Origin of the sequence: Pseudomonas sp. 18173, assembly GCF_050432945.1 — a bacterium.
GTDB lineage: Bacteria > Pseudomonadota > Gammaproteobacteria > Pseudomonadales > Pseudomonadaceae > Aquipseudomonas.
In genome coordinates this window covers 1-21973 of the sequence record NZ_JBKFTN010000013.1, presented here as the reverse complement: position 1 = coordinate 21973, position 21973 = coordinate 1, and the positions used below count along the sequence as shown (strand labels likewise).

Below are 21973 nucleotides of genomic sequence, written 5' to 3'. Positions count from 1 at the left end.
CATCCGCAACGCCAGCTTCATTCGCGGGTGAATATTTCCAGCAGATGCCCGTCCGGGTCATCGAAATACACCCGCCGTCCTCCCGCGTAATCATTGATCTCCCTCAGGCGCTGCTTGCCCGGGTCGGCCCACCACGGCTGACCGTTGGATTGCAGGCGTGCGAAGGCCGCATCGAAATCCTCGTCGCCTATCAGGAATGCGTAGTGCTGGGACGCTATCGGCGGGTCGTTGTCGTAGAAATCCAGTGACACGCCGTTATCGAACTTGACGATCAGCATGGGCCCGAAGGGCTGCGGGGCCGGCCGGCCAAGGAGGCCGGACAGGAAATTCGCCGAAACCTGTTTGTCCCGGCACCAGACAATGGTGTGGTTCAACTGGGCACTCATGCGCAAGTCCTCACGATGGATCGGGCGGGTTGTCATGAGTCTTCAGATTAGCTCAGCCTGTTGCGCTATGACCGCCCTGACCTAAGCTTGGGACAAGGCGAAAAACATTTGCGGTACGTTACCCGGAACGATCGCCGCGATGCGCAATCATTAGAGCGTGGATATCAGAAAGGAGATGCGCATGCTCATCAGGTCACTGACCCTGGCTACTTTGCTGGCGATTGCCGGCCCATTGTTCGCCGCTGATGACGGCTCACCGCTGGACATGGACAAGGGCAGGGTCCGGCCACTGATTGTCATTGCTCCGAGCACTGTTGATCCGGCTTGGGTCAGCCTGAAAAAGTCACTGGATGAACCGGCCAATCGCAAGGGATTCACCGACCGCAACCTGGTGCTCTACACGGTGCTCAACCTGATGGGCCAGCGCGATGGCAAGGACCTTGGGCCGCAAGACACGGCGGCGCTGATCCGCTCGCTCAAGCTGGGTGCCGGCGCCAAGACCAAAGTGATTCTGGTTGGCAAGGACGGCGAAAAGAAACTTGAACAATCGGACACCATCAAGCTGGATGAGATTTTCAGCGCCGTCGATCAACTGCCGGCGGCCGAGAAAGAATTTACCGCCACCGTGGCCGCTCCCGTCGCTGAGGCCGAACCGGCGGTCAAAGGCACCAAGGCCGGGAAAAACAACAAGCCGACGAAGCCCGCCAAACCACCTGAAATGCCGGATGACTGATCCAGCGCCGGCCCGCTTTCGGCGAGATTACGAAACCTGTGGGAGCGACAGTGCGTCGATCCCACATTGGTTCTTTGTACCGACCGGTTTTTACCAGTTGTAGCGATAACCCACGGTGGCCGCCCAGGGCTGTTCGATCTCACTGCCCTTGGTGTAACCGGCCTCGACAAAAAGGTTGTGTTGCTGCGCCATCGACACCTTCATTCCACCCCCGATTTCGGCCCTTGAACCTGGCAGGCGGCTGTCGAGTTTCGCGCCGTTGACCTTCACATGACCTTCGCCTGCGTGCTCGGTAATCCACGCCGCTTTGGCATAGGGTCTTATCGCAATGCCGTTATCCAGTTGCACATCGCGACCGAACAGGCCGCCGACACGACTTTGCAGTGATTTTATCGAATCCTGTTCAACGTCCAGTCCGTTGCTCGCCGTATAGCTGCCACCGCTGACGCTGGCCATTTGCAGCCCCGCCTGAGGCTCGACAAACCAGCCCTGGCCGAGTCCGATGGACTGGCCGATTTGAACATCGGCGCTCACCGCGTGGGTCTTGTAATGCGCCTTGACTGGCTCACCCAGGTTGCTGGTGATGTCGATGTCGTTGTCCAGCCGGCTGTATTTCAGCGCGCCATCAAGGTACAGCCCGCTGTGATCCAGATAACTGGCATAGGCACCGACACTGAGGCTGTCGATCTTGCCTTTGCTGGCCTCACCGAAATCCTGGCGTCCCTGGCCCTGGCCGAACAGACCGCCGACGTACAGCGTTCCGTCGGCGAGCGGCAGCGCCTTGTCGGCACCGATTTCCATACCGTTGACCTGTTGCTGGAGCGCGCGGCTGGTGTCTGTGTCCAGGCGTTGTTCGGCGCCATAGCCGCGGGTCCAGAGACCGCCCTTGTCCTTGCCCGAACGCAGATCGCCGAAATGGCCCGTGGTGGCGTGCATCTGGGCGCTGATCAGGGCCGTAGCGGCAATCTGGCTGGCGATGGCGGCGTTGGCGCCTTTGCTCAAGACCTCGGGCTGGGGCAGGCGAGGAGGCTGGACAGGGCTGACCGGCTCAGCAGGGTCCACAGGAAAAACCGGTTCTACCGGTGGCTGTACCGGCGGCTGCGCGGGCGGTTCTACAGGCGGCGTTACCGGCGGCTGCACGGGCGGTTCTACAGGCGGCAGTACCGGCGGCTGCGCGGGCGGTTCTACAGGCGGCAGTACCGGCGGCTGCGCGGGCGGTTCTACAGGCGGCAGTACCGGCGGCTGCGCGGGCGGTTCTACAGGCGGCAGTACCGGCGGCTGCGCGGGCGGTTCTACAGGCGGCAGTACCGGCGGCTGCGCGGGCGGTTCTACAGGCGGCAGTACCGGCGGCTGCGCGGGCGGTTCTACAGGCGGCAGTACCGGCGGCTGCGCGGGCGGTTCTACAGGCGGCAGTACCGGCGGCTGCACGGGTGGTTCTACAGGTGGCAGCACGGGCGGTTCAACAGGCGGCAGTACCGGCGGCTCTACAGGTGGCTCTACCGGCGGGGTGACCGGGTCGATCACGGCCAGATTGGCCAGGTACCAATCATTGCCCTGTTGCTGCAACTGGTAACGATAGGCGCCGACATCAATGGTCTGGCCAAAGAGCTTGAAACCACCACTGCCACCACTGCCGTTGACCAGCATCAGCGGCTGTTGCGGACCCGCAGGAGAACGACCCGAATCGGCAACCACCAGTGTGGGGGTGTCGCTGACCGGTCCCAGTACCTCGATCAAGTCGCCTTGCAAGGCGGCCAGGTCGGTATTCATCAGGAACGAGCCATTTCCCGTCAGCGGACCCTTGATCGTCAGGGTATGGAAGCCGTTGATCGCGGGATCGGCGAACCGGACCTGTCCGTCGATATGGTTTGACCCGCCGAGAATCGCATCGCCCTTTATTTGCAGGACGCCGCCGCTGTTGAGGGTTGTGTCGCTGGCGTCGGCGCCGGCGCCCAGGACCATCAGCCCGCCCTGGTTGATGGTGGAGAAGTGCACATGGGTGCCCGCGACGCTTTCCATCCTCCCGCCCTGATTGACGATGGTGTCGATGGCCGACGCGGATTCGTTTACCGACAGGACGCCGCCGTTGTTGACCGTCGTGAGTTGGGCAAATCCCCGTTGATAGACATTCAGTTCGCTGTGGTCGACTGAGGTGTTTTCGGCCTTGCCGTCCATGTACACGAACATGCCACCACTGTTGAGCCGGGTATTGCTGACCACCGCGTTGTGCGTCACATCGATAAACCCGTCATTGACCGTCGTGCCAAGGGCCGTGGCCGAATCCAGCAGGACCATCTGGCCACCATTCAAGACGCTGTCCTGGGCCGAGCCGGCATCGTTGACCATCAGCCATCCCAGCTGCGTTTCGTTGCCATTGACCGTGGTGCCGACCGATTGGCCCCAATCCCAGATGGCAACGCTGCCATGGTTGACCGTGCTGTCCCTGAGCACACCGCCGGTACCGATGTTCAGCGTGTTGCCGTCGTCAATCAGCACATTGGCCTGTGTTGTGGTCTGGCATGCGATTGCATCGCAACTGGCGGCATTCGCCAGACCTGACGTGGTCCCCAGCAACAGCAAGGCACCCGAGACCGAAACCCGAGAAAATCGCACACCCAAAGCAAACATAATGATCCGCCGACAACAGGGAGAAGAGGCGGCGAATTCTGCGCAGGCGCGAGGGTGGGGTAACGCTGGAGAATCCCAAGTTTTTGTAGGAATGGTCCTACAAGTTATCGCTGTCGATGACGCGCTGGATGTGCGCCTGCAATTGCTTCATCTGCTGGACGAAAGCCTCGAACAAACGATGTACTTCCTGTCGTGTGGTCGTTGCCTCGCAGCCTGATTCCAGGCGTTCGCAGGCCCCGATCAATGAAGTTGCCTGAATGATCCGCGCGCTGCCGAGGATTTTGTGGCATCGGCGGCCCATGGCGCTGAATTCGCCCGCGCAAAACAGGCCCTGCATGGCGTCGTAATCCTCCTGGTTGGTGCGCAGCACGGTCGTCAGCAACTGGCGGGTCATGGCCGCATCGCCGGCGGTAATGTCGGTAACCCTGGACAGGTCGAAACACGGCGCGCTGGCCTGGCGTGCCCGTTCGGCCTCGTGCAGGTAACGTTCCAGCGCGCTGCGGGTGAGTGGCTTGAACAGGCAGGCGTTCATGCCGGCTTCGAGGCAGCGCTGGATTTCCTCGGCCTGGGCATTGGCGGTCAGCCCCACCACATGGGTCGGTGTGCGACCTTCGGCCGCTTCAATGGCGCGCAACTGCCGGGTCATCCTGTCGCCGTTGAGCAGCGGCATGCTGCAGTCGGTGATCAGGTAGTCGAAAGTGCCCTGGCGCCACAGATTGAGGCCTTCCAGGCCGTTCTCGGCGCAGGTGACATGCAGTCCAAGGGATTCGAGCTGGCGCTGCAATACCACGCGATTGAATTCGTGATCCTCGACAATCAGCACGTTGCGTAGCGGCAGTGGCGGCAACGGCGCGGCATCGATGGGCGAGGGCGCGTCACCTTCGCTGACTGATGTCACCTGCAGTGTCAGCGTAAAGCATGACCCTTGGCCCGGGGTGCTGGTGCAGTCCAGTCGGCCACCCATCAGCCGGGTCAGTTGTTGACAGATGGCCAGGCCGAGACCGCTGCCGGTCTGCAATTCGCAGTCCTGGCCGACGAACTGGGTGTAGGGGCGGAACAGGTGCTGGCGTTGTTGTTCGTCCATGCCGATGCCGGTGTCTCGCACCGCCAGTCGCAGTGGGGCGAGCGGCGTATCGCTACCAAGGTTCAGTTCGACGGTCACCGTACCCTGCGCTGTGAACTTGATGGCATTGCTCACCAGATTGGACAGGATTTGCCGAAAGCGCAGCGCGTCGAGCTGCACCGCGTGGTCGGGACCGTGGCTGACAAACTCCAGAGTGAGGTTTTTCTGTTGGGCGAGGCTGGCGAAGCTCTGCAAAACCATGCGCGCCAGGTGTTGCGGGTAGCCAGGGGTGTTGCGCAATTCAAACTGCCCCGACTCGATCTTCGACAGGTCGAGAATCTCGCCAATCAGCTCCATCATGCCGTCGGCGGATTTCTGCGCGATGTCGATCAGTTCGGCGTCGGCGTCTTGCTCGGGCTGATGCTCGCGCAGCAGTTCGAGTACACCCACCAGCGCACTCATGGGCGTGCGGATTTCGTGGCTCATGACCGCCAGGAAATGGCTTTTGCCGCGATTGGCCGCCTCCGCCTGTTGCCTGGCCTGGATCAGCGCCTGTTGCAGGTGATGTTGTTCTGTCAGGTCGATCCAGCCGCCAATGACGCCGGTCATGGCGCCATTGGAGTCGCGGTACGGCAGCGCCCAATGGTAGACGTGGTGCGTCTGGCCTTTGACCGTCATGGTGAAGTTGTCGAAGGACGGCTCCCCGCTCTCCAGGGTTGCACGGTGAATCCGCTTGTAACTGTGGGCGTCATCCAGGGGCAGGATATTGGCTTCGATCAAGCCTTTGTTCTGCACCTGATCCAGCTCCACCTGCATGGTTTGCAGGTAGGCGCGATTGCAGGTCAGCAACAAGCCTTTGCGGTCGCGGACGTAGATCGGGTGCGGTGTGCCGTCCACCAGCACCTTCATGAACTCCAGCTGGTCGTTCAGGGCTTTTTGCGCCTTGAGGCGTTCGGCGATTTGCCGGCGCAGTCCGAAGTTCCAGGCAACCACCACCAGCAGCACCAGCACCATCCCCAGCACTGCCCGGAAGAACCAGTTTTTGTAGGCGCTCCAGCCGCCGTGGCTTTCCTGTGGGTTCTGCCAGCGGTTGGCCAGGGCACTCAATTCATCGGGCGAGATGTCGAGCAAGGCCTTGTCGATGATCGATGCCAGTTCGGTGTTCTGTTTGCCGCTGGCAAAGGCAATCAGCGCCGGTGGTGCGCCCAGCACCGAGTCGATTTGCAGCTGGTCACGGAAGAACCGGTCGATCAGGTAGCCGGCGCCCAGTTGCGGTTGAATCACACCTTCGACCTGACCTTCGGCCAGCAGCTCGTACGTCTCGATAGGTGTATCGACCTGTATCACCTTGATGTCAGGCCATTCGCGCTCCAGCCAGTTGGCCGCAGCGGAATCCTTGATGATCGCCACCGACTGCCCCTTGAGGCGGGCCAGGCCCAGGTGTTCAGGCTGCACTCGGGTGACCAGTACGAACGGGTTGATCATATAGGGCCGGGAGAACGCCAGCCGTTCCTCGCGCCGCTCACTGATGGTCAGCGCAGCGATCAGGGCGGGCGGCTCGCGTGCGGTGCGGCGGATCATGGCTTGCACCGAAGACACCTTGCGCGGGCGGAACACCAGGCCGGTGCGGTCGTTGATCATTTCCAGCAGATCGGCGGCCATGCCGCGCAACTGATCGCGCGAATCAAACAGGCTGAAGGGCGAATACAGGTCGTTGGCCAGCACTTCGATCTGCGGATGGTCCTTGATCCATTGCTGCTCGGAGGCGGTCAGTTGCAAGCGGTTGTAGCCAAGCCCCGGGTTGGCGCCGATACCCCAGCGACGGGCGATCACTTCGCGCTCCTGGGGCGACAGGGTTGCCAGCGCGCTATTGAGCAGGGTCAGTAGCTGGCTGTTCTGGCGCTGTACGGCAAAACTGAATCCCAGGCCTTCGGAGTCACGCTGGATGGTTTGCTTCAGGCTCTGTTGGTAACTGCGCTCGAGCAGATACTGTGCGGAAATAGCATCGGTGAGCAGCACCAGGCCTTCGCCATAGGCCACCATGCCGAGGCCGTGCTGGGTCGATTCGACGGTTTGCACCGGGTGCTCGGGAAACAGCGAGATCACCCGATCCCGTTGAATCCAGTCCGGGTCGAACAGCACCGTGGTTCCCGTTGGCAGTTCATTGTTCAGCCAGTGCGTGCCGAAGCGGCTGATCAGCACGGCCTGGTCGTAGGCGTAGGGCGCACTCAGGCGCAGGTCGTCGTGCTCCGTTTCCAGGTGATTGATCCCCGGCACCAGATCGATTTCGCCCCGCTGCAATGCGCTCAACGCATCGGACTGACGGGCATAGCGTTCGACATGCACACGTACGCCCAAGGCGCGCGTCAGCAGGTCGAGGTAGTCAGCCGAAAGGCCTTCGTAATCCTTTTGGCTGGCAGTGATGTCCAGTGGCGGACGGTCGGGCAGGTAAACACCGGCACGTAATTGGTCCTTGTGTTTCAGCCACTGGCGCTGGGTCGTGTTGAGCGAGAGGCTGATGTCGCTTGTGGTCGCACGGCTGAGCAGCGTCAGGGGATCGGCGCAGGCGGTCAGGGCCACCAGTAACAGGCCGAGTATTCCCGACAACCGCCGGACCAGTCGATTCATGGGTCAGACCAGGTCGTTGCGTTTGGCGAACTCGATCAACTCAAGCAAATTGCTGGCATTGAGCTTTTGCATCAGGCGGGTCTTGTAGGTGCTGATCGTCTTGTTGCTCAACAACATGTCGTCGGCGATCTGTTTGTTGCTCAGGCCTTGGGCCAGTCCGTGCAACACCTTGAGTTCGCGCCGGGTAATGCCGCTGAGCAGTTGCGCATCGTTGCGGGCGAAATCGCTGTGACGCACCGAATTGAGCGTACCGACCGGAAACCAGGACTTGCCACTGGCGACCGCCTTGAGTGCAGTCACGATTTCCACCGGGTCATCGACCTTCGATAAAAAGCCTGCTGCGCCGGCCCGCATGCATTGCGCGGCGTACGCCTGGCTCTTCAGCCCCGTGTGGACCAGGACATGCGCCGTACTGCCGCCGATGCGCAGGCGGTCGATCACCGCCATGCCGTCGATCTGCGGGATGTCCAGGTCGAGCACTATGGCATCGGGCTCGAGCTCGAATGCCTTGCTCAACGCGTCCACACCGTTGTCGCACTCGCCGACAATGACATGGCCTTCACGGGACAGAATCATCCCGATCGCCATGCGCACGACAGCGTGGTCATCGACCAACAGCACTTTCATGGATCAATCCTCATGTCCTGTTTCAGCATAGTCCTGCCGTCCAAAAGGACCCGGCAGACCAGATGCATGGCCTGGCGCAGTAAAAAAGAGGCGCGAATCCTACTTGGTTTGTGAGGCTATGCAAGGTGGGTCGACAGGCTGGCAGCGGTCGACAAGGCGGGTTAACGGGATTGGTCGGCGGTCGTGGATGGGGCTTTTACAGTCACGGCAAAGGGCAACCTCAAGCGGTCGCCCTTTTTTCGCAAGCGCGGATCAGTGTTATCGGGAGAGTGCACTCAGTACCTGATGCGCGATCTTCACTCGCTCTGAATTGGGGTAATTCTTGTTGGCCAGAATCACAATGCCGATGTCCTGCGATGGCACGAACGCCACGTAAGCGCCGAAGCCGCCGGTTGAACCTGTCTTGTTGATCAGTACGCTCTCCGGCTGCGTTTGCGGTGGGTTCAGCCACTGGACGGTATGCGCCTCCATGGCCATCGGTGTGGAGTTGCCGTCCAGCAAATGATCCAGTGTGATCGGGTAGTGATACATCTCCCAACCGAGGCCCTGGGTCATGTTGTCCACGGTGTAGTAACCGCTGTGAGTCAAGGCGATGGCTTGCTGCAACGGCTTTTCCAGAGACGCCGGTTTCATGTTCGCGTCGACATAGCCCAGCAAGTCCGCGGCGCTGGTTTTGATCCCGTAGGCCTCGGAATCCAGCGCGCCTGGGGTGACCCGCACCGGTTTGCCGTCCTTGTTGTAGCCCTGGGCGTACAGCGCCATCTGATCCTGCGGCACATGCACATAGGTGTGCTTGAGGCCCAGTTTCGGCAACAGGGTCTTCTCCATCAGGTCATCAAATGGCTGGCCCATGCTGTGGGCAGCGAGGTAGCCGAACAGGCCGAGGCTGGGGTTCGAATAAAGTCGGTGACTGCCGGGGGCATAGAGCGGTTTCCAATGTTTGTAGTAGCCGAGCATTTTGTCGGCCGAATCAGATTCGGCAGGGAATTGCAGCGGCAAGCCACCCGCGCTGTAGGTGCCCAGTTGCAGCACGCTGATGTTATCGAACGCACTGCCGCGCAGGGCCGGCAGGACCTGGCTGGCCTTGTCCGACAGCGACAGCTTGCCCGTGGCCTGGGCGTAAGCGGCGAGGGTGGCGGTGAAGGTCTTGCTGACGGAGCCGATCTCGAACAGGGTGTCTCGCGTGACGGGCTTGCCGGTTTCTTTCGAGGCGACGCCATAGTTGAAGTAACGCGCCCGGCCATTGACGGTGACTGCTACGGCCATGCCCTGAATGCCCTGGGCTTGCATCACCGGTAGTACAGCGTCGTTCACCACTGTTTCGATTTGATCCTGTGCAAAGCACTGGCCTGAGGCGAGCAGCACCATGCACGCCGCGATCGTTTTCAGCCTGTCCATGTTGAATGTTTCCGTCGTTGATTCAGTTGCACGTCATTTTAGGGGGTTAAGCGCTCTGCTCCGAGCGCTTTTTAAACCGGCCGCCAACAGGCGGCCACGCGCAACTGCCGTTTCAACGCACCAGGCAAGGCTGCTTGTTATCGAACTTCCAGCCCGGAATCAGGAACTGCATCGCCATGCTGTCATCCCGGGCGCCCAGGCCCATGCCTTTGTACAGTTCATGAGCCTTGGCGAGCTGATCCATGTCCAGTTCGACCCCCAGCCCCGGTTTCTGTGGCACTTGCACGCAGCCGTCGACGATTTGCAGCGGGGCCTTGGTCAGGCGCTGGCCGTCCTGCCAGATCCAGTGGGTATCGATGGCGGTGATCTCGCCCGGCGCGGCCGCCGCGACATGGGTGAACATCGCCAGGGAGATGTCGAAGTGGTTGTTGGAATGCGAACCCCAGGTCAGGCCCCATTCGTGGCACATCTGCGCCACGCGCACCGAGCCTTGCAGGGTCCAGAAGTGCGGGTCGGCCAGGGGAATGTCGACCGACTGCAACTGGATCGCGTGGCCCATCTCCCGCCAGTCGGTGGCGATCATGTTGGTCGCGGTTTTCAGCCCGGTGGCGCGGCGGAATTCAGCCATGACTTCGCGTCCCGAGTAACCGTTTTCCGCCCCGCACGGGTCTTCGGCATAGGCCAGGACGCGATGCTGGTCGCGGCACAGGCGGATGGCTTCCTTCAGTGACCAGGCGCCATTTGGATCAAGGGTGATGCGCGCCTCGGGGAAACGTTCGGCGAGGGCCGTGACCGCTTCGATTTCGGCATCGCCGCTGAGCACGCCACCCTTGAGTTTGAAGTCCTTGAAACCGTAACGGGCGTGGGCCGCCTCGGCCAGCCGGACCACCGCCTCGGCGGTCATGGCTTTTTCGTGACGCACGCGGAACCAGTCGTTGTCGGCGTCTGGCTCGCTGCGGTAGGCGAGGTCCGTTGCGTTGCGATCACCGACATAAAACAGATAACCAAGCATCTTCACTTCATCGCGTTGCTGGCCTTCGCCGAGCAAGGCGGCCACCGGCACGTCCAGGTGCTGGCCGAGCAGGTCGAGCAGTGCGGCTTCCAGGCCGGTGACGGCGTGGATGGTGATGCGCAGGTCGAAGGTCTGCAGACCACGGCCGCCGGCATCGCGGTCGGCGAAGGTCTGGCGTACCTGATTGAGAATTTTCTGATACGTGCCAATCGGGCTGCCGACTACCAGGCTGCGTGCGTCTTCGAGGGTCTGGCGAATGCGCTCGCCCCCCGGCACTTCGCCAACGCCTGTGTGCCCGGCGTTGTCCTTGAGGATCACGATATTGCGGGTGAAAAACGGGCCGTGGGCGCCGCTCAGGTTGAGCAGCATGCCATCGTGGCCGGCCACCGGAACCACTTGCATGCTGGTGATGACCGGGGCTTTTGCGGTGTCTTGTGCGTTCATTTTGCAATCCTTGAAAGGCGGAGTTCAGGCGTGGTTGGGCATGGGTTTGCCCGGCGCCACGGCAGGTGCGGATTTCGGCGTGTTGCGGGCGGCAAACACGATGATGGCGGCGATGATCGAGGTCGCGGCCAGGCCGTACAGCCCGCCCTGGATGGAGCCGGTGTGCTCTTCGAGCAGTCCGAAGGTGGTTGGCGCAACGAAGCCACCGAGGTTGCCCACCGAGTTGATCAGCGCGATGACGCCAGCGGCGATACGTGCATCCAGATAGGCCTGGGGAATCGGCCAGAACAGGGATGAGGCCGATTTGAAACCCAGTGCTGCAAAACAGATTGCAACGAAGGCGAAGACCGGCCCGCCGGTGGTGGACATGAACATTCCGGCAGCGGCGATCAGCAGGGCCGCGGCAACCCAGGCTTGCTGATGCTTCCACTTGGCCGACAGCGATGCGAAGGCGTACATGCCGACAATCGACAGCAACCACGGAATCGAGTTGAACAGCCCGACCTGGATGTCACTCAGGTCGCCCATCTTCTTGATGATGCTCGGCAGCCAGAAGGTCGCGGCGTAGATGGTCAGCTGGATAAAGAAGTAGATCAGGCAGAACAGGATGATCTGGCGGTCCTTGAGCAATTTGCCCAGTGACGGCTTGATCGGCGTAGCGGCTTCGCGGGCCAGTTGTTCGTCGTCAATGGCCTTGACCAGCGCGTCCTGCTCCTCACGGCTCAGCCATTTGGCATCGTGGGGCCTGGAGTCCAGCCAGAACCAGACGAACACGCACAACCCCACCGAGAACATGCCCTCGATGAAATACATCCATTGCCAGCCGTGCAGGCCCAGCCCTTCGATTTGCAGGAGCAAGCCGGACAGCGGGCCGGAGATCAGCGAGGCGACCGCCGAGCCACTGAGGAAAATGGCAATCGCCTTGCCACGCTCCGCGCCGGGCAACCAGCGGGTGAAGTAGTAGATCACCCCGGGGAAGAACCCGGCTTCGGCCACGCCCAGCAGAAAACGCAGGACGTAGAAGTGGGTTTCGTTCTGGATGAACGCCATGCCTGCGGCGACCAGGCCCCAGGTCAGCATGATGCGGGTCAGCCAGATGCGCGCGCCGACCTTTTGCAGAAGGATGTTGGAGGGCACTTCGAACAGGGCATAACCGATGAAGAACAGACCGGCACCGAGGCCATAGGCGGCAGCGCCAATGCCCAGGTCGTGTTCCATGTGGGCACGGACGAAGCCGATGTTCACGCGATCAATGTAATTGACGATGAACATGATGACGAACAGCGGCAAGACGTGACGTTTGACTTTGGCGATGGCGGACTTCAGCGCTGAACTGGCGTCGTCCTGCATCCCTGGGATGGATGTATTCACTGCGTTTTCTCCCACTCGTTATTTTTATGCGGGGTAAGGCTGGGTGCTGCGTTGTTGATAGACATCATACAACTAGATTTTTTCATCGCGCAACCACGTTTATTCAACAAAATAGCGTGATTGCAGAGGTTTTTTATTCCGTGATTGATGTCTTTTGGCTGTTTTGGTGACCGGATATGGGCTTGTTGTTGAGTGTTGTCATACAAGATAGGCGAGATTTTTCAGGATTCCCGTCAGGCGCGGTGCTACGATTCGATAGCCCTGATTTCCGGACACCCTCATGCAAGAAGACTTAGAAGCACCGGCCCGCAAGCGCAGCCACAACCTGGCCCATGACCTGGTGGAGAAACTGACCCAGCGCATCCTGCTCGGCCAGATGTTGCCCGGCGACAAGTTGCCGTCGGAGAACACCATCGTCCGGGAGCACGGGGTCAGTCGTACGGTGGTGCGTGAGGCGATCTCCAAGTTGCAGGCCTCGGGGCTGGTGGAAACCCGGCATGGCATTGGCACCTTTGTGATCGAGCGCGCACCGGAGCAGGGGCTGCGGCTGAATGTCGACACGGCATTGGGGGTGCGCAGCATTCTGGAGCTGCGCATGGGCCTGGAAACCCAGGCGGCCGCACTGGCGGCGATTCGCCGTACCGATCTGCAACTGGTGCAGATGCGTGAAGCGCTGGATGACTATCAAAGCCTGCTGGCCAACAACGACAGTTGCGTCGAAGCCGACCGGCGTTTTCATCTGCTGATCGCCGAAGCCACCGGCAACCTGTGCTTCACCGAAATCATGCAGCACCTGGGCAGTGCCATGATCCCGCGCACCCGGGTCAATGCGACCGAGCGTGGTGCCGTGGACTTGAGCAAGCTCGGCGAACTGGCCAACCTCGAGCACGAGGCGATCCTCAACGCCATCAAGCGCCAGGACCCGGACGCGGCGCGAGCGGCCATGTGGCTGCACCTGACCAACAGTCGCGACCGGTTTTCGGCTAGCTGAGGTTGTCTGTTTTTCAGAAGCACCGAGTCATCGTTCTTCGCGAGCAGGCTCGCTCCCACAGGAGATGTGTAGTGTTCACATGATCAATGTGGGAGCGAGCCTGCTCGCGAAGACGTCAGTCCAGGCAGCAAAAAACATGGATCAGACCCGAGCAACCTGAACAACAACAGCCCGCCGCTCCAGATTCAACGCCAGCACACTCGCCAACACCACCAGCCCGCCGACCACGATCATCAGCGTCGGCCGTTCGCCGAGCGCATAAGACGCAATCACCATCGCCGTCGGCGGGGTCAGATACAGGGTCATCGTCGCCCGGCTCAAATCGACATGCGCCAGTACATAGGCCCACGCCAGGTACGCCAGGGCACTCGGGAAAATCCCCAGGGTGAACACGGCGAACTGCACGTGCAGCGGTGCCAGGGCGACCTGCTCCATAAGGCCGGGCAGAAAGATCAACAACAGTGCTGTGCCGGACCACACCGTGTAGCACACCAGCGTCAGCCCGTCGTACCGCCCGGTGTGATGTTTTTGCAGGGCGAAGTAGAGACTCCAGGACACCGCCGCCAGCAGGATCAGCAAGCCGTGGGCATCGAGGCTGCCCAAGCCATGATCGCCCGCCACCACAATCACCACGCCAAACAACCCGAGCAGCACACAACCCCAGCGCCACAGGCTTACCTGATCCTTGAGCACGAAGCGCGCGATCAGTGTGCTGAACAGCGGCGTGGTCTGCGCCAGGACGCTCGAAGCGCCGGCGCTGACGCCCTGTTGCCCGAAGTTGATCGCCACGTGATGCAGGCTCACGGCAAAGAATCCCAGGCCGAACATCAGCGGCAGGTCGCGCAGGCCGGGCAGGCGGATGCCCTTGAATATCGCGACCACGGCCATGAACGCGGAGGCCAGCAGGAAGCGCAGGAGTGCCAGGTGCACGGGGTCGTAGGCCTGCAAGCCGATATGAATGCCGGTCGGGGAGTATCCCCAGCAGGCCACGACAAACGCCATGGCCAGGATGATTTTCCAGGGTGAAACGGGGGAGGGTGTGAGCGGCGTCATGGTCATGCACCTGTGGGCGGATGCAGCGAGTATCAGAAAGCGCATCGTTCGCCACAACTGACTTATACTGCGTAAACCGTTCACTTTTGGTGATGTATGGAGCTGGCACAAATTCGCATGTTCAAGACCGTGGCCGAGGTCGGCAGCATCGCCCGTGCCGCCGAGGTACTGCATTGCGTGCCGTCGAACATCACTGCACGGATCAAGGCCCTTGAGGCCGAGCTGGGGGTCGCGCTGTTTCTGCGCGAAGGGCGAGGGCTGCGCATCAGCCCGTCGGGGCAGACCTTCCTGGCCTACGCCTCGAAAATCCTTGCCCTCACCGCCGAGGCCAAGCGCGCGGTCGACCCTTCGGCCGAACCCTCCGGGCCGTTGCGCATCGGGGCCATCGAGTCATCGGCCACCGGGCGTTTGCCGCGTCTGCTGGCGAAATTCCACAAGCGTTTCCCGCAGGTGGCGCTGGAACTGACCACCGGCACCTGGGCCCAGTTGCTCGATGACACGCTCAATCACAAGCTCGACGGCGCAATCGTGGCGGTGGATGTCGAGCGTTCGCACCTCAAACGCACGCCGATGTACCGCGAAGACTTGCTGCTGATCGCCTCGACCTCTCTCGGACCGCTGCGCGACGTCACGGACCTGCAGGACAAGACGATGTTCCTTTGGCCCCAGGGCTGTCCGTACCGGGCGGCGATGGAGCATTGGTTATTGCGCAACGGGTTGGCGCTGCCGATTGTCAGCCTGGCCAGCTATGGCGCGATTGTCGGTTGCGTCAGCGCCGGGGCCGGCGTGGCGCTGGTGACTAAAGGGGTATTCGATCAATACGCCAAGGGCGCCGGGTGCGTGGCGTTCGAGTTTCCCGAATTGACGGCCATCGAGAGCCTGTTTTACTGGCACGAAAACGCCGGGGTTCACCCGGCGCGAGAGGCGTTTGTGGCGATGCTGCGGGAGGAGTTTGCGTAACGCAGTACCTGTGGGAGCTGGCTTGCCAGCGAAGTCGGTGTGTCAGACGACATTGATTTTGAATGTGCCGCCCACTTCGCGGGCAAGCCCGCTCCCACAGGGTTATGTGTGTATTTGGAGATCAGGTCGTACTCACATCCCGCATCAACAACCCGAACTCCAGGTCCACCGCATCCGGGATCGGCAGGTACACGGTGTGCCCGTCGCCCGGTGCAACGTCGATCGCTTCACCCCTGGCGTTTAGCAACTGATGCAGATCGAAGTGGAAGTTGCCCTTGGGCGTCATCAGTTCCATGTGGTCGCCCAGGCCGAAGCGGTTCTTCACCTTGACCTCGGCCAGGCGATCCTGGCGCCGCCCGGTCAATTCACCGACAAACTGCTGCCGCTCCGACACCGAGCTGCCGTTCTGGTAGTTCTGGTACTCGTCATGCACATGCCGACGCAGGAAGCCTTCGGTGTAGCCGCGCTGGGCGAGGGACTCCAGGTCCGTCATCAGGCCGCGGTCGAAGGCCCGGCCCGCCACAGCGTCGTCGATGGCCTGGCGATAGACCTGGGTGGTGCGTGCGCAATAGAAGTGGGATTTGGTCCGGCCTTCGATTTTCAGGGAATGCACGCCCATGTGCGTCAGGCGTTCGACGTGCTGCACGGCGCGCAGGTCCTTGGCGTTCATGATGTAAGTGCCGTGCTCGTCTTCGAAGGCGGGCATCTGTTCGCCGGGACGGTTGGCTTCCTGCAACAGGAACACCTGGTCGGTGGGCGCGCCGATGCCCAGGGTCGGTTCGGGGTCGTATGTCTGGACAATCTCGCCGAGCTGGTTTTCCGTGGCCGGCTGCGCCGAGTATTTCCAGCGACAGGCGTTGGTGCAGGTGCCCTGGTTGGCGTCGCGCCGGTTCATGTAGCCCGACAGCAGGCAACGGCCGGAATAGGCCATGCACAACGCGCCGTGCACGAACACTTCCAGTTCCATGGCCGGTACTTGCTGGCGAATCTCGGCGATTTCCTCCAGCGACAGCTCCCGCGACAGGATGATCCGGCTCAGGCCCTGCTGCTGCCAGAACTCGACGCTTGCCCAGTTCACCGTATTGGCCTGCACTGAAAGGTGGATCGGCATCAGCGGATAGTGCCGGCGCACCAGCACGATCAGGCCAGGGTCGGACATGATCAGCGCATCCGGGGCCATGGCGATCACCGGTTCAAGGTCCTTGAGGAAGGTCTTGAGCTTGGCGTTGTGCGGCGCGATGTTCACCACCACGTAGAAGCGCTTGCCCTGGGCCTGTGCTTCGCGAATGCCAAGGGCCAGGTTGGCGTGGTCGAATTCGTTGTTGCGCACCCGCAGGCTGTAGCGCGGCTGGCCGGCATACACGGCATCGGCACCGTAGGCGAAGGCGTAACGCATGTTTTTCAGGGTACCGGCGGGGGCGAGCAGTTCTGGGGCGGTGAGGTTCATGGCGGTGTCGGTCGCAAAAGCCGAACAGGGTAAACGTCCTGTGCCGGGGATTTATTGACCTGGATCCATGCCTGATCAACAAATCGATGGCACTCGCGCGAGCCGCAGCGGACTAAACATCAGGGCGGAAGTTTTTCGTCCCGAGCGGCACGGAACGGACATGAACGAAACGACCCTGCAGGACAAAACGCTGACGGTTTTGCTGGTGCTGGTGAGCGCGGCCTTCATCTGGATCCTGCTGCCGTTCTACGGCGCGGTGTTCTGGGCGGTGATCCTCGCCATCGTCTTTGCGCCACTGCAGCGTCGGCTGCAACTGAAGTTCGGCTGGCAGCGCAACCTGACGTCGCTGTGCACATTGAGCATCTGCCTGGTGATTGCGATTTTGCCGGTGATCGTCATCAGCGCCTTGCTGGTTCAGGAGGGCGCGACACTCTACAAAAGCGTCGAGAGCGGCGAACTGGACATTGCCGGCTACGTGGCGCAGTTCAAGCACAGCCTGCCGGTGTATTTCCAACACCTGCTGGATCGCTTCGGCATGGGTGAGTTGAACGGGCTGCGTGAGAAAATCGTCAAAAGTGCGATGACCGGCGGGCAGGTGCTGGCCTCTCAGGCCTTCAGTTTCGGCCAGGGCACGTTCGAGTTCGTCGTCAGTTTCTTCATCATGCTGTACCTGCTGTTCTTCTTCCTGCGCGACGGTGCGGAACTGGCGCGCAAGGTGCGCCTGGCGGTGCCGTTGCAGGAGCAGCAGAAGCGCCGTTTGCAGCTCAAGTTCAATCGTGTGGTGCGGGCCACGGTGAAGGGCAACCTGCTGGTGGCCATCACGCAAGGCGCGCTGGGGGGGCTGATTTTCTGGTGTCTGGACATTCCCAGCGTATTGCTCTGGGCGGTATTGATGGCGTTTCTGTCATTGCTGCCGGCGGTGGGGGCGGGAATCGTCTGGGCGCCGGTGGCGGCGTTTTTCCTGCTCACCGGGGCGATTTGGCAGGGCGTGGTGCTGGGGCTGTTCGGGATCTTCGTGATCGGGCTGGTGGACAATCTGCTCAGGCCGTTGCTGGTGGGCAAGGACACCCGGATGCCGGACTACATGATCCTGATCTCGACCCTCGGCGGCCTGGCGGTTTTCGGCTTGAACGGCTTTGTCATCGGCCCGTTGATCGCGGCCCTGTTCATGTCGAGCTGGGCGATTTTCATCGAAACCAAACCGCGGGTGCAGCTGCCCTAGGCGCTGAACCTGCCGGACTGGCCGGTGCCGATGCGTTGCGACAGTGCCTGGGCCGCGGGCAGCGAAGTGAGCGGACCGCTGATCTGCACGCCGTCCTGCACCAGATACCAGCAGGCGAGCATGCCCAGCTCCCTGAGCTGCGGGGGGACGGCGCTGCCGATAACGGACATGATCTGAACCTGGGACATGACAAGTACCTCCATCAATCTGTGGAGTCACTTTAAGGTCCGGGTGCCTTGAGGAGTAATCAACGCTTTTGATAGTGGTCATTGATGCCAGCGGGGGCAAACGACCGCTGGTCGGTCAGTTGACCACCTGATCGAGCATATGTACCACTTCCTGCTCGTTGAGCAGGCCCTTGCGCACCAGGTTTTGCGTCAGCAGCGAAAGAAACTTGGCGCTGCGATGACCTTCCAGGTGCTTGAGTTCGGTCAGTGCGTTGTACACCTTGCTGGAGGTGCACAGACCGACGATGCGGTGCGGGTTTTGCGTTGGCATGTGGTCGTCCTTGTTGTTATCAACCTGTTATCGACGGACAGCCCCGAGCTTGCGCAACTGTCATGACAAAAATATGACCGTTTTTCGCCGCACGGCAGAAAACGGGTCAGTCCATATTGCCCTTTTTCACCGCGCGCACTGTTCCGATAGCGACCTTGGAAAGATTTTTCCAGACCGGCAACGACAAACGGGCATAAAAAAAGCCCCGCTGTTTCAGCGGGGCTTGATGATTGCGTTACCAGCGGCCGTAGTGATGGCCGTAGTAGCCACGGGGTGGGCCGTAATAAACCGGTGGCGGGCCGTAGTAGACCGGTTGCTGGACATAAACCGGTGCCGGTTGGTAGTAAACCGGTGGCGGTGGTGCGTAATAGACCGGCGCAGGTTGGGCGTAGACCGGTTGCGGTGCGACATAGACCGGGCGATTGGCGTTGATCAGGGCCGAGCCGACAATGGCAGTACCGACGATCGCGCCAAACACCGCCGGGCCTTGCCAGTAATTACCACCACCATGGGCTTGCGCCTGTCCTGCGATAGCAAGGGCGCCGATCAGCAAGGCTACTGTGGGGACTTTACGGATCATGATAGTTCCTCGGTTCTTCAGCCCGGCGCTTGTGTCTGCAATAGACCCAAGGATTGTCGCGGGGATACTTCTAAGACAGCGTTTTTTCGAAAATCGGCACGGCCGTTGGGTAAATTTTGTGTAAGGTCTGTACCGACTTTCTTACCGACCCGTTCAAGTCCGTGCGAACAGGCTTATATGATCGGTCAGAACCCGATGGGGGGCTAATCCCGTCCATCCGAAAAGTGCATTCCAAGGAGCTTCCCCATGCAGATGAACCCCAACAAAGACACCCAGCTGTGCATGTCCCTTTCAGGGCGTCCCGGGAACTTTGGCCTGCGTTTTCATAATCATCTGTATGAACAGCTGGGCCTGAATTTTTACTACAAGGCCTTTGCCAGCGAGGACCTGCCAGGGGCCGTTGCCGGCATTCGCGCCCTGCGGATTCGTGGCTGTGGTGTGTCGATGCCGTTCAAGGAAGCCTGCATTGCCCTGGTCGATGAACTCGACGCCTCTGCCGCCGCCATTCAATCGATCAACACCATCGTCAACACCGACGGGCATCTCAAGGCCTACAACACCGATTACATCGCCGTTGCCCAGTTGCTGGAAAAACACCAGGTGCCCAAGGACTCGACCTTTGCCTTGCGTGGCAGTGGCGGCATGGCCAAGGCCGTGGCGAGCGCCCTGCGCGACGGCGGTTATGAACACGGCCTGATCGTGGCCCGCAACGAGCGCGCCGGGCAGGCGCTGGCGCAGTCGTTGGGGTATGAGTGGCAAGCCGAACTGGGCAGTCGCCGCCCGCAGATGCTGGTCAACGTCACCCCGATCGGCATGACGGGAGGACCGGAGGCCGAGCAAATGGCCTTTGCGCCCGAGGTGATCGAAAAAGCGGAAACTGTGTTCGATGTGGTGGCGATCCCCTCGGAAACGCCGCTGATCGTGCGTGCTCGTGCCGAAGGCAAGCGGGTCATTACCGGCCTGGAGGTGATCGCCATCCAGGCACTGGAGCAATTTGTGCTCTATACCGGCGTACGCCCGACAGACGAGCAATTCCACAAGGCCGTCGCGTTCGCCCGCAGCTAGGAGGTGTCCATGCATCCGCCCATTCTCAATCTGGATTCGGTCGAGCTTGAACCGCTGCCCGAAGCGTTTGCGCCGACGGGTGAAACCGCCGGTCGCTATCAACAGCGCCTGGCCCGCGTCGGCCAGCAATTGGGAGCGCAAAAGCTCGGTTACCGCTTGTATGTGCTGGAACCGGGCATGCGTGGCAGCCCGTTTCACAGTCATCGGGTCAATGAGGAGATGTTCTACGTCGTGGCCGGGCAAGGGGAGGTCCGCCTGGGATCGGAACGCTTTCCAATCCGCGCCGGTGATGTGATCGCCTGCCCGCCGGGCGGGCCTGAAAAGGCGCACCAGATCATCAATACCAGCAATGGCGAGTTGCGCTACCTGGCCGTCAGCACCCAGCAATCACCGGAGATCTGTGAATATCCCGATTCCGGCAAATACGCCGTGATGGATGATTTCAAGGTGGATGCCGAGGGCAATGCCTCGGGTTTTGTGGCGGTGGCCCGCCAGGCCGATGGCGTGGATTACTGGGACGGCGAGTAACCACAGGCACCGTCAAACCCCTGTAGGAGCTCGCTCGCGATGGACGTCAACGAAAACGCGTACTGTCTGAATGAGCGCGTCATCTGGACGTTTTTCGCGAGCAAGCTCGCTCCTACAGGTCTTGTGTCAGGCAAACATGCAGGCTATTCCAGTCGCGCCAAACGCTCTTCCAGCGCCGCAATCCGCGCTTCCAGTTCTTCGATCCGTTCAACAGAAACCCCGCCACTGCCACGCTCGGTCGGGTTGTGCCGTGCCGCCATGATCGCCTCGATATCCGCCGGGTCGCCCAAGGCGTGGGTATAGCGGTCTTCGCGCTGGCCGGCCTGGCGCGGTATCAGCACGGCCAGGCCCCGGGCGATCAGGCGTTCGAGTTGATGTACAACCTGTTCGGCGTCTTCGAACTCATGCATGCGGCCGCTGCGGGTCAGCAGTTCATTGACGGTCTGCGGGCCGCGCAGGAACATCAGCCCGCTCAGGATGACCTGCGCCGGCACCAGTTCCAGGGCCTTGTCGACCTTGTGCTCCCAGCGGTCGGCGCGGCTGCCCATCACCAGCCTGGTGAAACCGCGCCCTTCGAGGGCACGCAGGCTTTGGCCGACCTGGCCTGGTGTGAGGTTCATCACCGGCTCGCGGCTGGTTTTCTGGTTGCAGGCAATCACCAGGGCATTGAGGGTCAGGGGATAGGTTTCCGGGCTGGTGGCCTGTTTCTCGATCAACGAGCCCAGAATGCGGATTTCCGTGGTGTTGAGCCGGGGCTCATCGAAAGTCGTCTCTTGCTCAGCGCTCATGGTTCTGCATCCTTACCCGATTCATGTTTTTCACTTGCGTGGGTGCACTTTAGATGGGCAGGCGCCAAGCGCAACAGAATTCGCTGCGTCATTCGCGCAATGATGACAAAAAGTGTATGAAATATTAACGCCATTTTTACAATTGGCCGGGCACCGTATGCGGGGTCGCGCGCGAGCGCGTCCATCAGGGCGGGTATTGTTGGCGTCATCGCCCTGAACTGCTGAACCCTGCATCGAGTCGGCCGGTGTACTACACCTTCATTCGCCTCTGATAAAAGAAATCCAATAAAGGCGAGAGTGACTCCATGAGCCAAGACCTTTTTGTATCCGTACTGATTCCCGCCAAGAACGAAGCGAACAACCTCAAGCCGCTGCTTGAGGAAATCCGCGTGGCGCTGGCCGATGAATCCTACGAAATCATCGTCGTCGACGATGGCAGCACCGATTCGACCCTGCAGGAGTTGCGGCAGATGCGCCACGACGGCCTCAACACCCTGCGCATCCTCCATCACGAGCGTTCGCTGGGGCAGAGCACCTCGCTCTACCACGCC

The 21973-nt window shown here is 61.1% G+C and carries 20 protein-coding genes; 7 read left to right on the top strand and 13 right to left on the bottom strand.

The features are described from left to right. Nucleotides 1-17: 17 nt before the first annotated feature. Nucleotides 18-386, bottom strand: coding sequence for a VOC family protein (locus ACLD1X_RS15855; RefSeq protein WP_429369183.1), 369 nt, complete (start codon nucleotides 384-386; stop codon nucleotides 18-20). Nucleotides 387-567: 181 nt separating this feature from the next. Here ACLD1X_RS15855 and ACLD1X_RS15850 point away from each other — a divergent pair, with 181 nt between their 5' ends. Next, entirely contained in the window at nucleotides 568-1119 is a 552-nt protein-coding gene (locus ACLD1X_RS15850) for a DUF4174 domain-containing protein (protein ID WP_429369181.1), read from the top strand. Between the two features lie 90 nt (nucleotides 1120-1209). On the opposite strand, the gene ACLD1X_RS15845 is transcribed toward ACLD1X_RS15850, so the two are convergent. The 6 genes from ACLD1X_RS15845 to ACLD1X_RS15820 form a co-directional block, all read right to left on the bottom strand. Continuing rightward, nucleotides 1210-3747 carry an autotransporter outer membrane beta-barrel domain-containing protein gene (locus ACLD1X_RS15845; RefSeq protein WP_429369179.1) on the bottom strand — a complete coding sequence of 846 codons (2538 nt, stop codon included), beginning with the start codon at nucleotides 3745-3747 and terminating at the stop codon, nucleotides 1210-1212. A 97-nt stretch (nucleotides 3748-3844) separates the two neighbouring features. Further along, nucleotides 3845-7438: an ATP-binding protein gene (locus ACLD1X_RS15840; RefSeq protein ID WP_429369177.1), complete on the bottom strand. Its 3594-nt coding sequence runs from the start codon at nucleotides 7436-7438 to the stop codon at nucleotides 3845-3847. A 3-nt stretch (nucleotides 7439-7441) separates the two neighbouring features. After that, entirely contained in the window at nucleotides 7442-8065 is a 624-nt protein-coding gene (locus ACLD1X_RS15835; protein ID WP_429369175.1) for a response regulator, read from the bottom strand. A 258-nt stretch (nucleotides 8066-8323) separates the two neighbouring features. After that, nucleotides 8324-9433: a class C beta-lactamase gene (ampC, locus tag ACLD1X_RS15830; RefSeq protein WP_429369429.1), complete on the bottom strand. Its 1110-nt coding sequence runs from the start codon at nucleotides 9431-9433 to the stop codon at nucleotides 8324-8326. Between the two features lie 142 nt (nucleotides 9434-9575). After that, a complete protein-coding gene (gene gudD / locus ACLD1X_RS15825; RefSeq protein WP_429369173.1) occupies nucleotides 9576-10919 on the bottom strand; it encodes a glucarate dehydratase in 1344 nt (447 codons plus the stop codon). Between the two features lie 24 nt (nucleotides 10920-10943). Further along, complete coding sequence (locus ACLD1X_RS15820; RefSeq protein ID WP_429369171.1) at nucleotides 10944-12290, bottom strand: MFS transporter; 1347 nt, start codon at nucleotides 12288-12290, stop codon at nucleotides 10944-10946. A 280-nt stretch (nucleotides 12291-12570) separates the two neighbouring features. Between ACLD1X_RS15820 and ACLD1X_RS15815 the strand changes: the two genes are divergently transcribed. Continuing rightward, the gene (locus ACLD1X_RS15815) at nucleotides 12571-13281 is read left to right on the top strand and encodes a FadR/GntR family transcriptional regulator (protein ID WP_429369169.1); all 711 of its coding nucleotides are present in this window, start codon (nucleotides 12571-12573) and stop codon (nucleotides 13279-13281) included. 141 nt (nucleotides 13282-13422) lie between these two features. On the opposite strand, the gene ACLD1X_RS15810 is transcribed toward ACLD1X_RS15815, so the two are convergent. Then, nucleotides 13423-14334, bottom strand: coding sequence for a DMT family transporter (locus tag ACLD1X_RS15810; protein ID WP_429369167.1), 912 nt, complete (start codon nucleotides 14332-14334; stop codon nucleotides 13423-13425). Nucleotides 14335-14430: 96 nt separating this feature from the next. Here ACLD1X_RS15810 and ACLD1X_RS15805 point away from each other — a divergent pair, with 96 nt between their 5' ends. After that, entirely contained in the window at nucleotides 14431-15294 is an 864-nt protein-coding gene (locus tag ACLD1X_RS15805) for a LysR family transcriptional regulator (protein WP_429369165.1), read from the top strand. A gap of 121 nt (nucleotides 15295-15415) precedes the next feature. Here the strand turns inward: ACLD1X_RS15805 and yegQ are convergent, their stop codons facing one another. Further along, entirely contained in the window at nucleotides 15416-16741 is a 1326-nt protein-coding gene (yegQ, locus tag ACLD1X_RS15800; RefSeq protein ID WP_429369163.1) for a tRNA 5-hydroxyuridine modification protein YegQ, read from the bottom strand. A 160-nt stretch (nucleotides 16742-16901) separates the two neighbouring features. Between yegQ and ACLD1X_RS15795 the strand changes: the two genes are divergently transcribed. Continuing rightward, a complete protein-coding gene (locus tag ACLD1X_RS15795) occupies nucleotides 16902-17963 on the top strand; it encodes an AI-2E family transporter (protein ID WP_429369161.1) in 1062 nt (353 codons plus the stop codon). On the opposite strand, the gene ACLD1X_RS15790 is transcribed toward ACLD1X_RS15795, so the two are convergent. The 3 genes from ACLD1X_RS15790 to ACLD1X_RS15780 form a co-directional block, all read right to left on the bottom strand. Continuing rightward, a complete protein-coding gene (locus tag ACLD1X_RS15790; RefSeq protein WP_429369159.1) occupies nucleotides 17960-18151 on the bottom strand; it encodes a hypothetical protein in 192 nt (63 codons plus the stop codon). The genes ACLD1X_RS15795 and ACLD1X_RS15790 overlap by 4 nt on opposite strands. Nucleotides 18152-18266: 115 nt before the next feature. Further along, nucleotides 18267-18461, bottom strand: coding sequence for a hypothetical protein (locus ACLD1X_RS15785; RefSeq protein ID WP_085718913.1), 195 nt, complete (start codon nucleotides 18459-18461; stop codon nucleotides 18267-18269). Nucleotides 18462-18696: 235 nt separating this feature from the next. After that, nucleotides 18697-19041 (bottom strand): hypothetical protein, encoded by a 345-nt coding sequence (locus ACLD1X_RS15780; protein WP_429369157.1) that lies wholly within the window; start codon nucleotides 19039-19041, stop codon nucleotides 18697-18699. Between the two features lie 246 nt (nucleotides 19042-19287). Here ACLD1X_RS15780 and ACLD1X_RS15775 point away from each other — a divergent pair, with 246 nt between their 5' ends. Continuing rightward, nucleotides 19288-20106, top strand: coding sequence for a shikimate 5-dehydrogenase (locus tag ACLD1X_RS15775; RefSeq protein ID WP_429369155.1), 819 nt, complete (start codon nucleotides 19288-19290; stop codon nucleotides 20104-20106). Nucleotides 20107-20115: 9 nt separating this feature from the next. Beyond that, nucleotides 20116-20634 carry a cupin domain-containing protein gene (locus ACLD1X_RS15770; protein ID WP_429369153.1) on the top strand — a complete coding sequence of 173 codons (519 nt, stop codon included), beginning with the start codon at nucleotides 20116-20118 and terminating at the stop codon, nucleotides 20632-20634. Nucleotides 20635-20777: 143 nt separating this feature from the next. Here ACLD1X_RS15770 and ACLD1X_RS15765 read toward each other — a convergent pair whose 3' ends face one another. Continuing rightward, nucleotides 20778-21422: a YceH family protein gene (locus ACLD1X_RS15765; protein WP_429369151.1), complete on the bottom strand. Its 645-nt coding sequence runs from the start codon at nucleotides 21420-21422 to the stop codon at nucleotides 20778-20780. Nucleotides 21423-21727: 305 nt separating this feature from the next. Here ACLD1X_RS15765 and ACLD1X_RS15760 point away from each other — a divergent pair. Then, nucleotides 21728-21973: glycosyltransferase (locus ACLD1X_RS15760; RefSeq protein WP_429369149.1), on the top strand; the 246-nt coding region annotated here is incomplete at its 3' end.

Excerpts from the sequence above, each read along its gene's own strand:
- ACLD1X_RS15855 (WP_429369183.1), bottom strand. The coding sequence starts at position 386 with ATGAGTGCCCAGTTGAACCACACCATTGTCTGGTGCCGGGACAAACAG.
- ACLD1X_RS15850 (WP_429369181.1), top strand. The coding sequence starts at position 568 with ATGCTCATCAGGTCACTGACCCTGGCTACTTTGCTGGCGATTGCCGGC.
- ACLD1X_RS15845 (WP_429369179.1), bottom strand. The coding sequence starts at position 3,747 with ATGTTTGCTTTGGGTGTGCGATTTTCTCGGGTTTCGGTCTCGGGTGCC.
- ACLD1X_RS15840 (WP_429369177.1), bottom strand. The coding sequence starts at position 7,438 with ATGAATCGACTGGTCCGGCGGTTGTCGGGAATACTCGGCCTGTTACTG.
- ACLD1X_RS15835 (WP_429369175.1), bottom strand. The coding sequence starts at position 8,065 with ATGAAAGTGCTGTTGGTCGATGACCACGCTGTCGTGCGCATGGCGATC.
- ampC (WP_429369429.1), bottom strand. The coding sequence starts at position 9,433 with ATGGTGCTGCTCGCCTCAGGCCAGTGCTTTGCACAGGATCAAATCGAA.
- gudD (WP_429369173.1), bottom strand. The coding sequence starts at position 10,919 with ATGAACGCACAAGACACCGCAAAAGCCCCGGTCATCACCAGCATGCAA.
- ACLD1X_RS15815 (WP_429369169.1), top strand. The coding sequence starts at position 12,571 with ATGCAAGAAGACTTAGAAGCACCGGCCCGCAAGCGCAGCCACAACCTG.
- ACLD1X_RS15810 (WP_429369167.1), bottom strand. The coding sequence starts at position 14,334 with ATGACGCCGCTCACACCCTCCCCCGTTTCACCCTGGAAAATCATCCTG.
- ACLD1X_RS15805 (WP_429369165.1), top strand. The coding sequence starts at position 14,431 with ATGGAGCTGGCACAAATTCGCATGTTCAAGACCGTGGCCGAGGTCGGC.
- yegQ (WP_429369163.1), bottom strand. The coding sequence starts at position 16,741 with ATGAACCTCACCGCCCCAGAACTGCTCGCCCCCGCCGGTACCCTGAAA.
- ACLD1X_RS15795 (WP_429369161.1), top strand. The coding sequence starts at position 16,902 with ATGAACGAAACGACCCTGCAGGACAAAACGCTGACGGTTTTGCTGGTG.
- ACLD1X_RS15790 (WP_429369159.1), bottom strand. The coding sequence starts at position 18,151 with ATGTCCCAGGTTCAGATCATGTCCGTTATCGGCAGCGCCGTCCCCCCG.
- ACLD1X_RS15785 (WP_085718913.1), bottom strand. The coding sequence starts at position 18,461 with ATGCCAACGCAAAACCCGCACCGCATCGTCGGTCTGTGCACCTCCAGC.
- ACLD1X_RS15780 (WP_429369157.1), bottom strand. The coding sequence starts at position 19,041 with ATGATCCGTAAAGTCCCCACAGTAGCCTTGCTGATCGGCGCCCTTGCT.
- ACLD1X_RS15775 (WP_429369155.1), top strand. The coding sequence starts at position 19,288 with ATGCAGATGAACCCCAACAAAGACACCCAGCTGTGCATGTCCCTTTCA.
- ACLD1X_RS15770 (WP_429369153.1), top strand. The coding sequence starts at position 20,116 with ATGCATCCGCCCATTCTCAATCTGGATTCGGTCGAGCTTGAACCGCTG.
- ACLD1X_RS15765 (WP_429369151.1), bottom strand. The coding sequence starts at position 21,422 with ATGAGCGCTGAGCAAGAGACGACTTTCGATGAGCCCCGGCTCAACACC.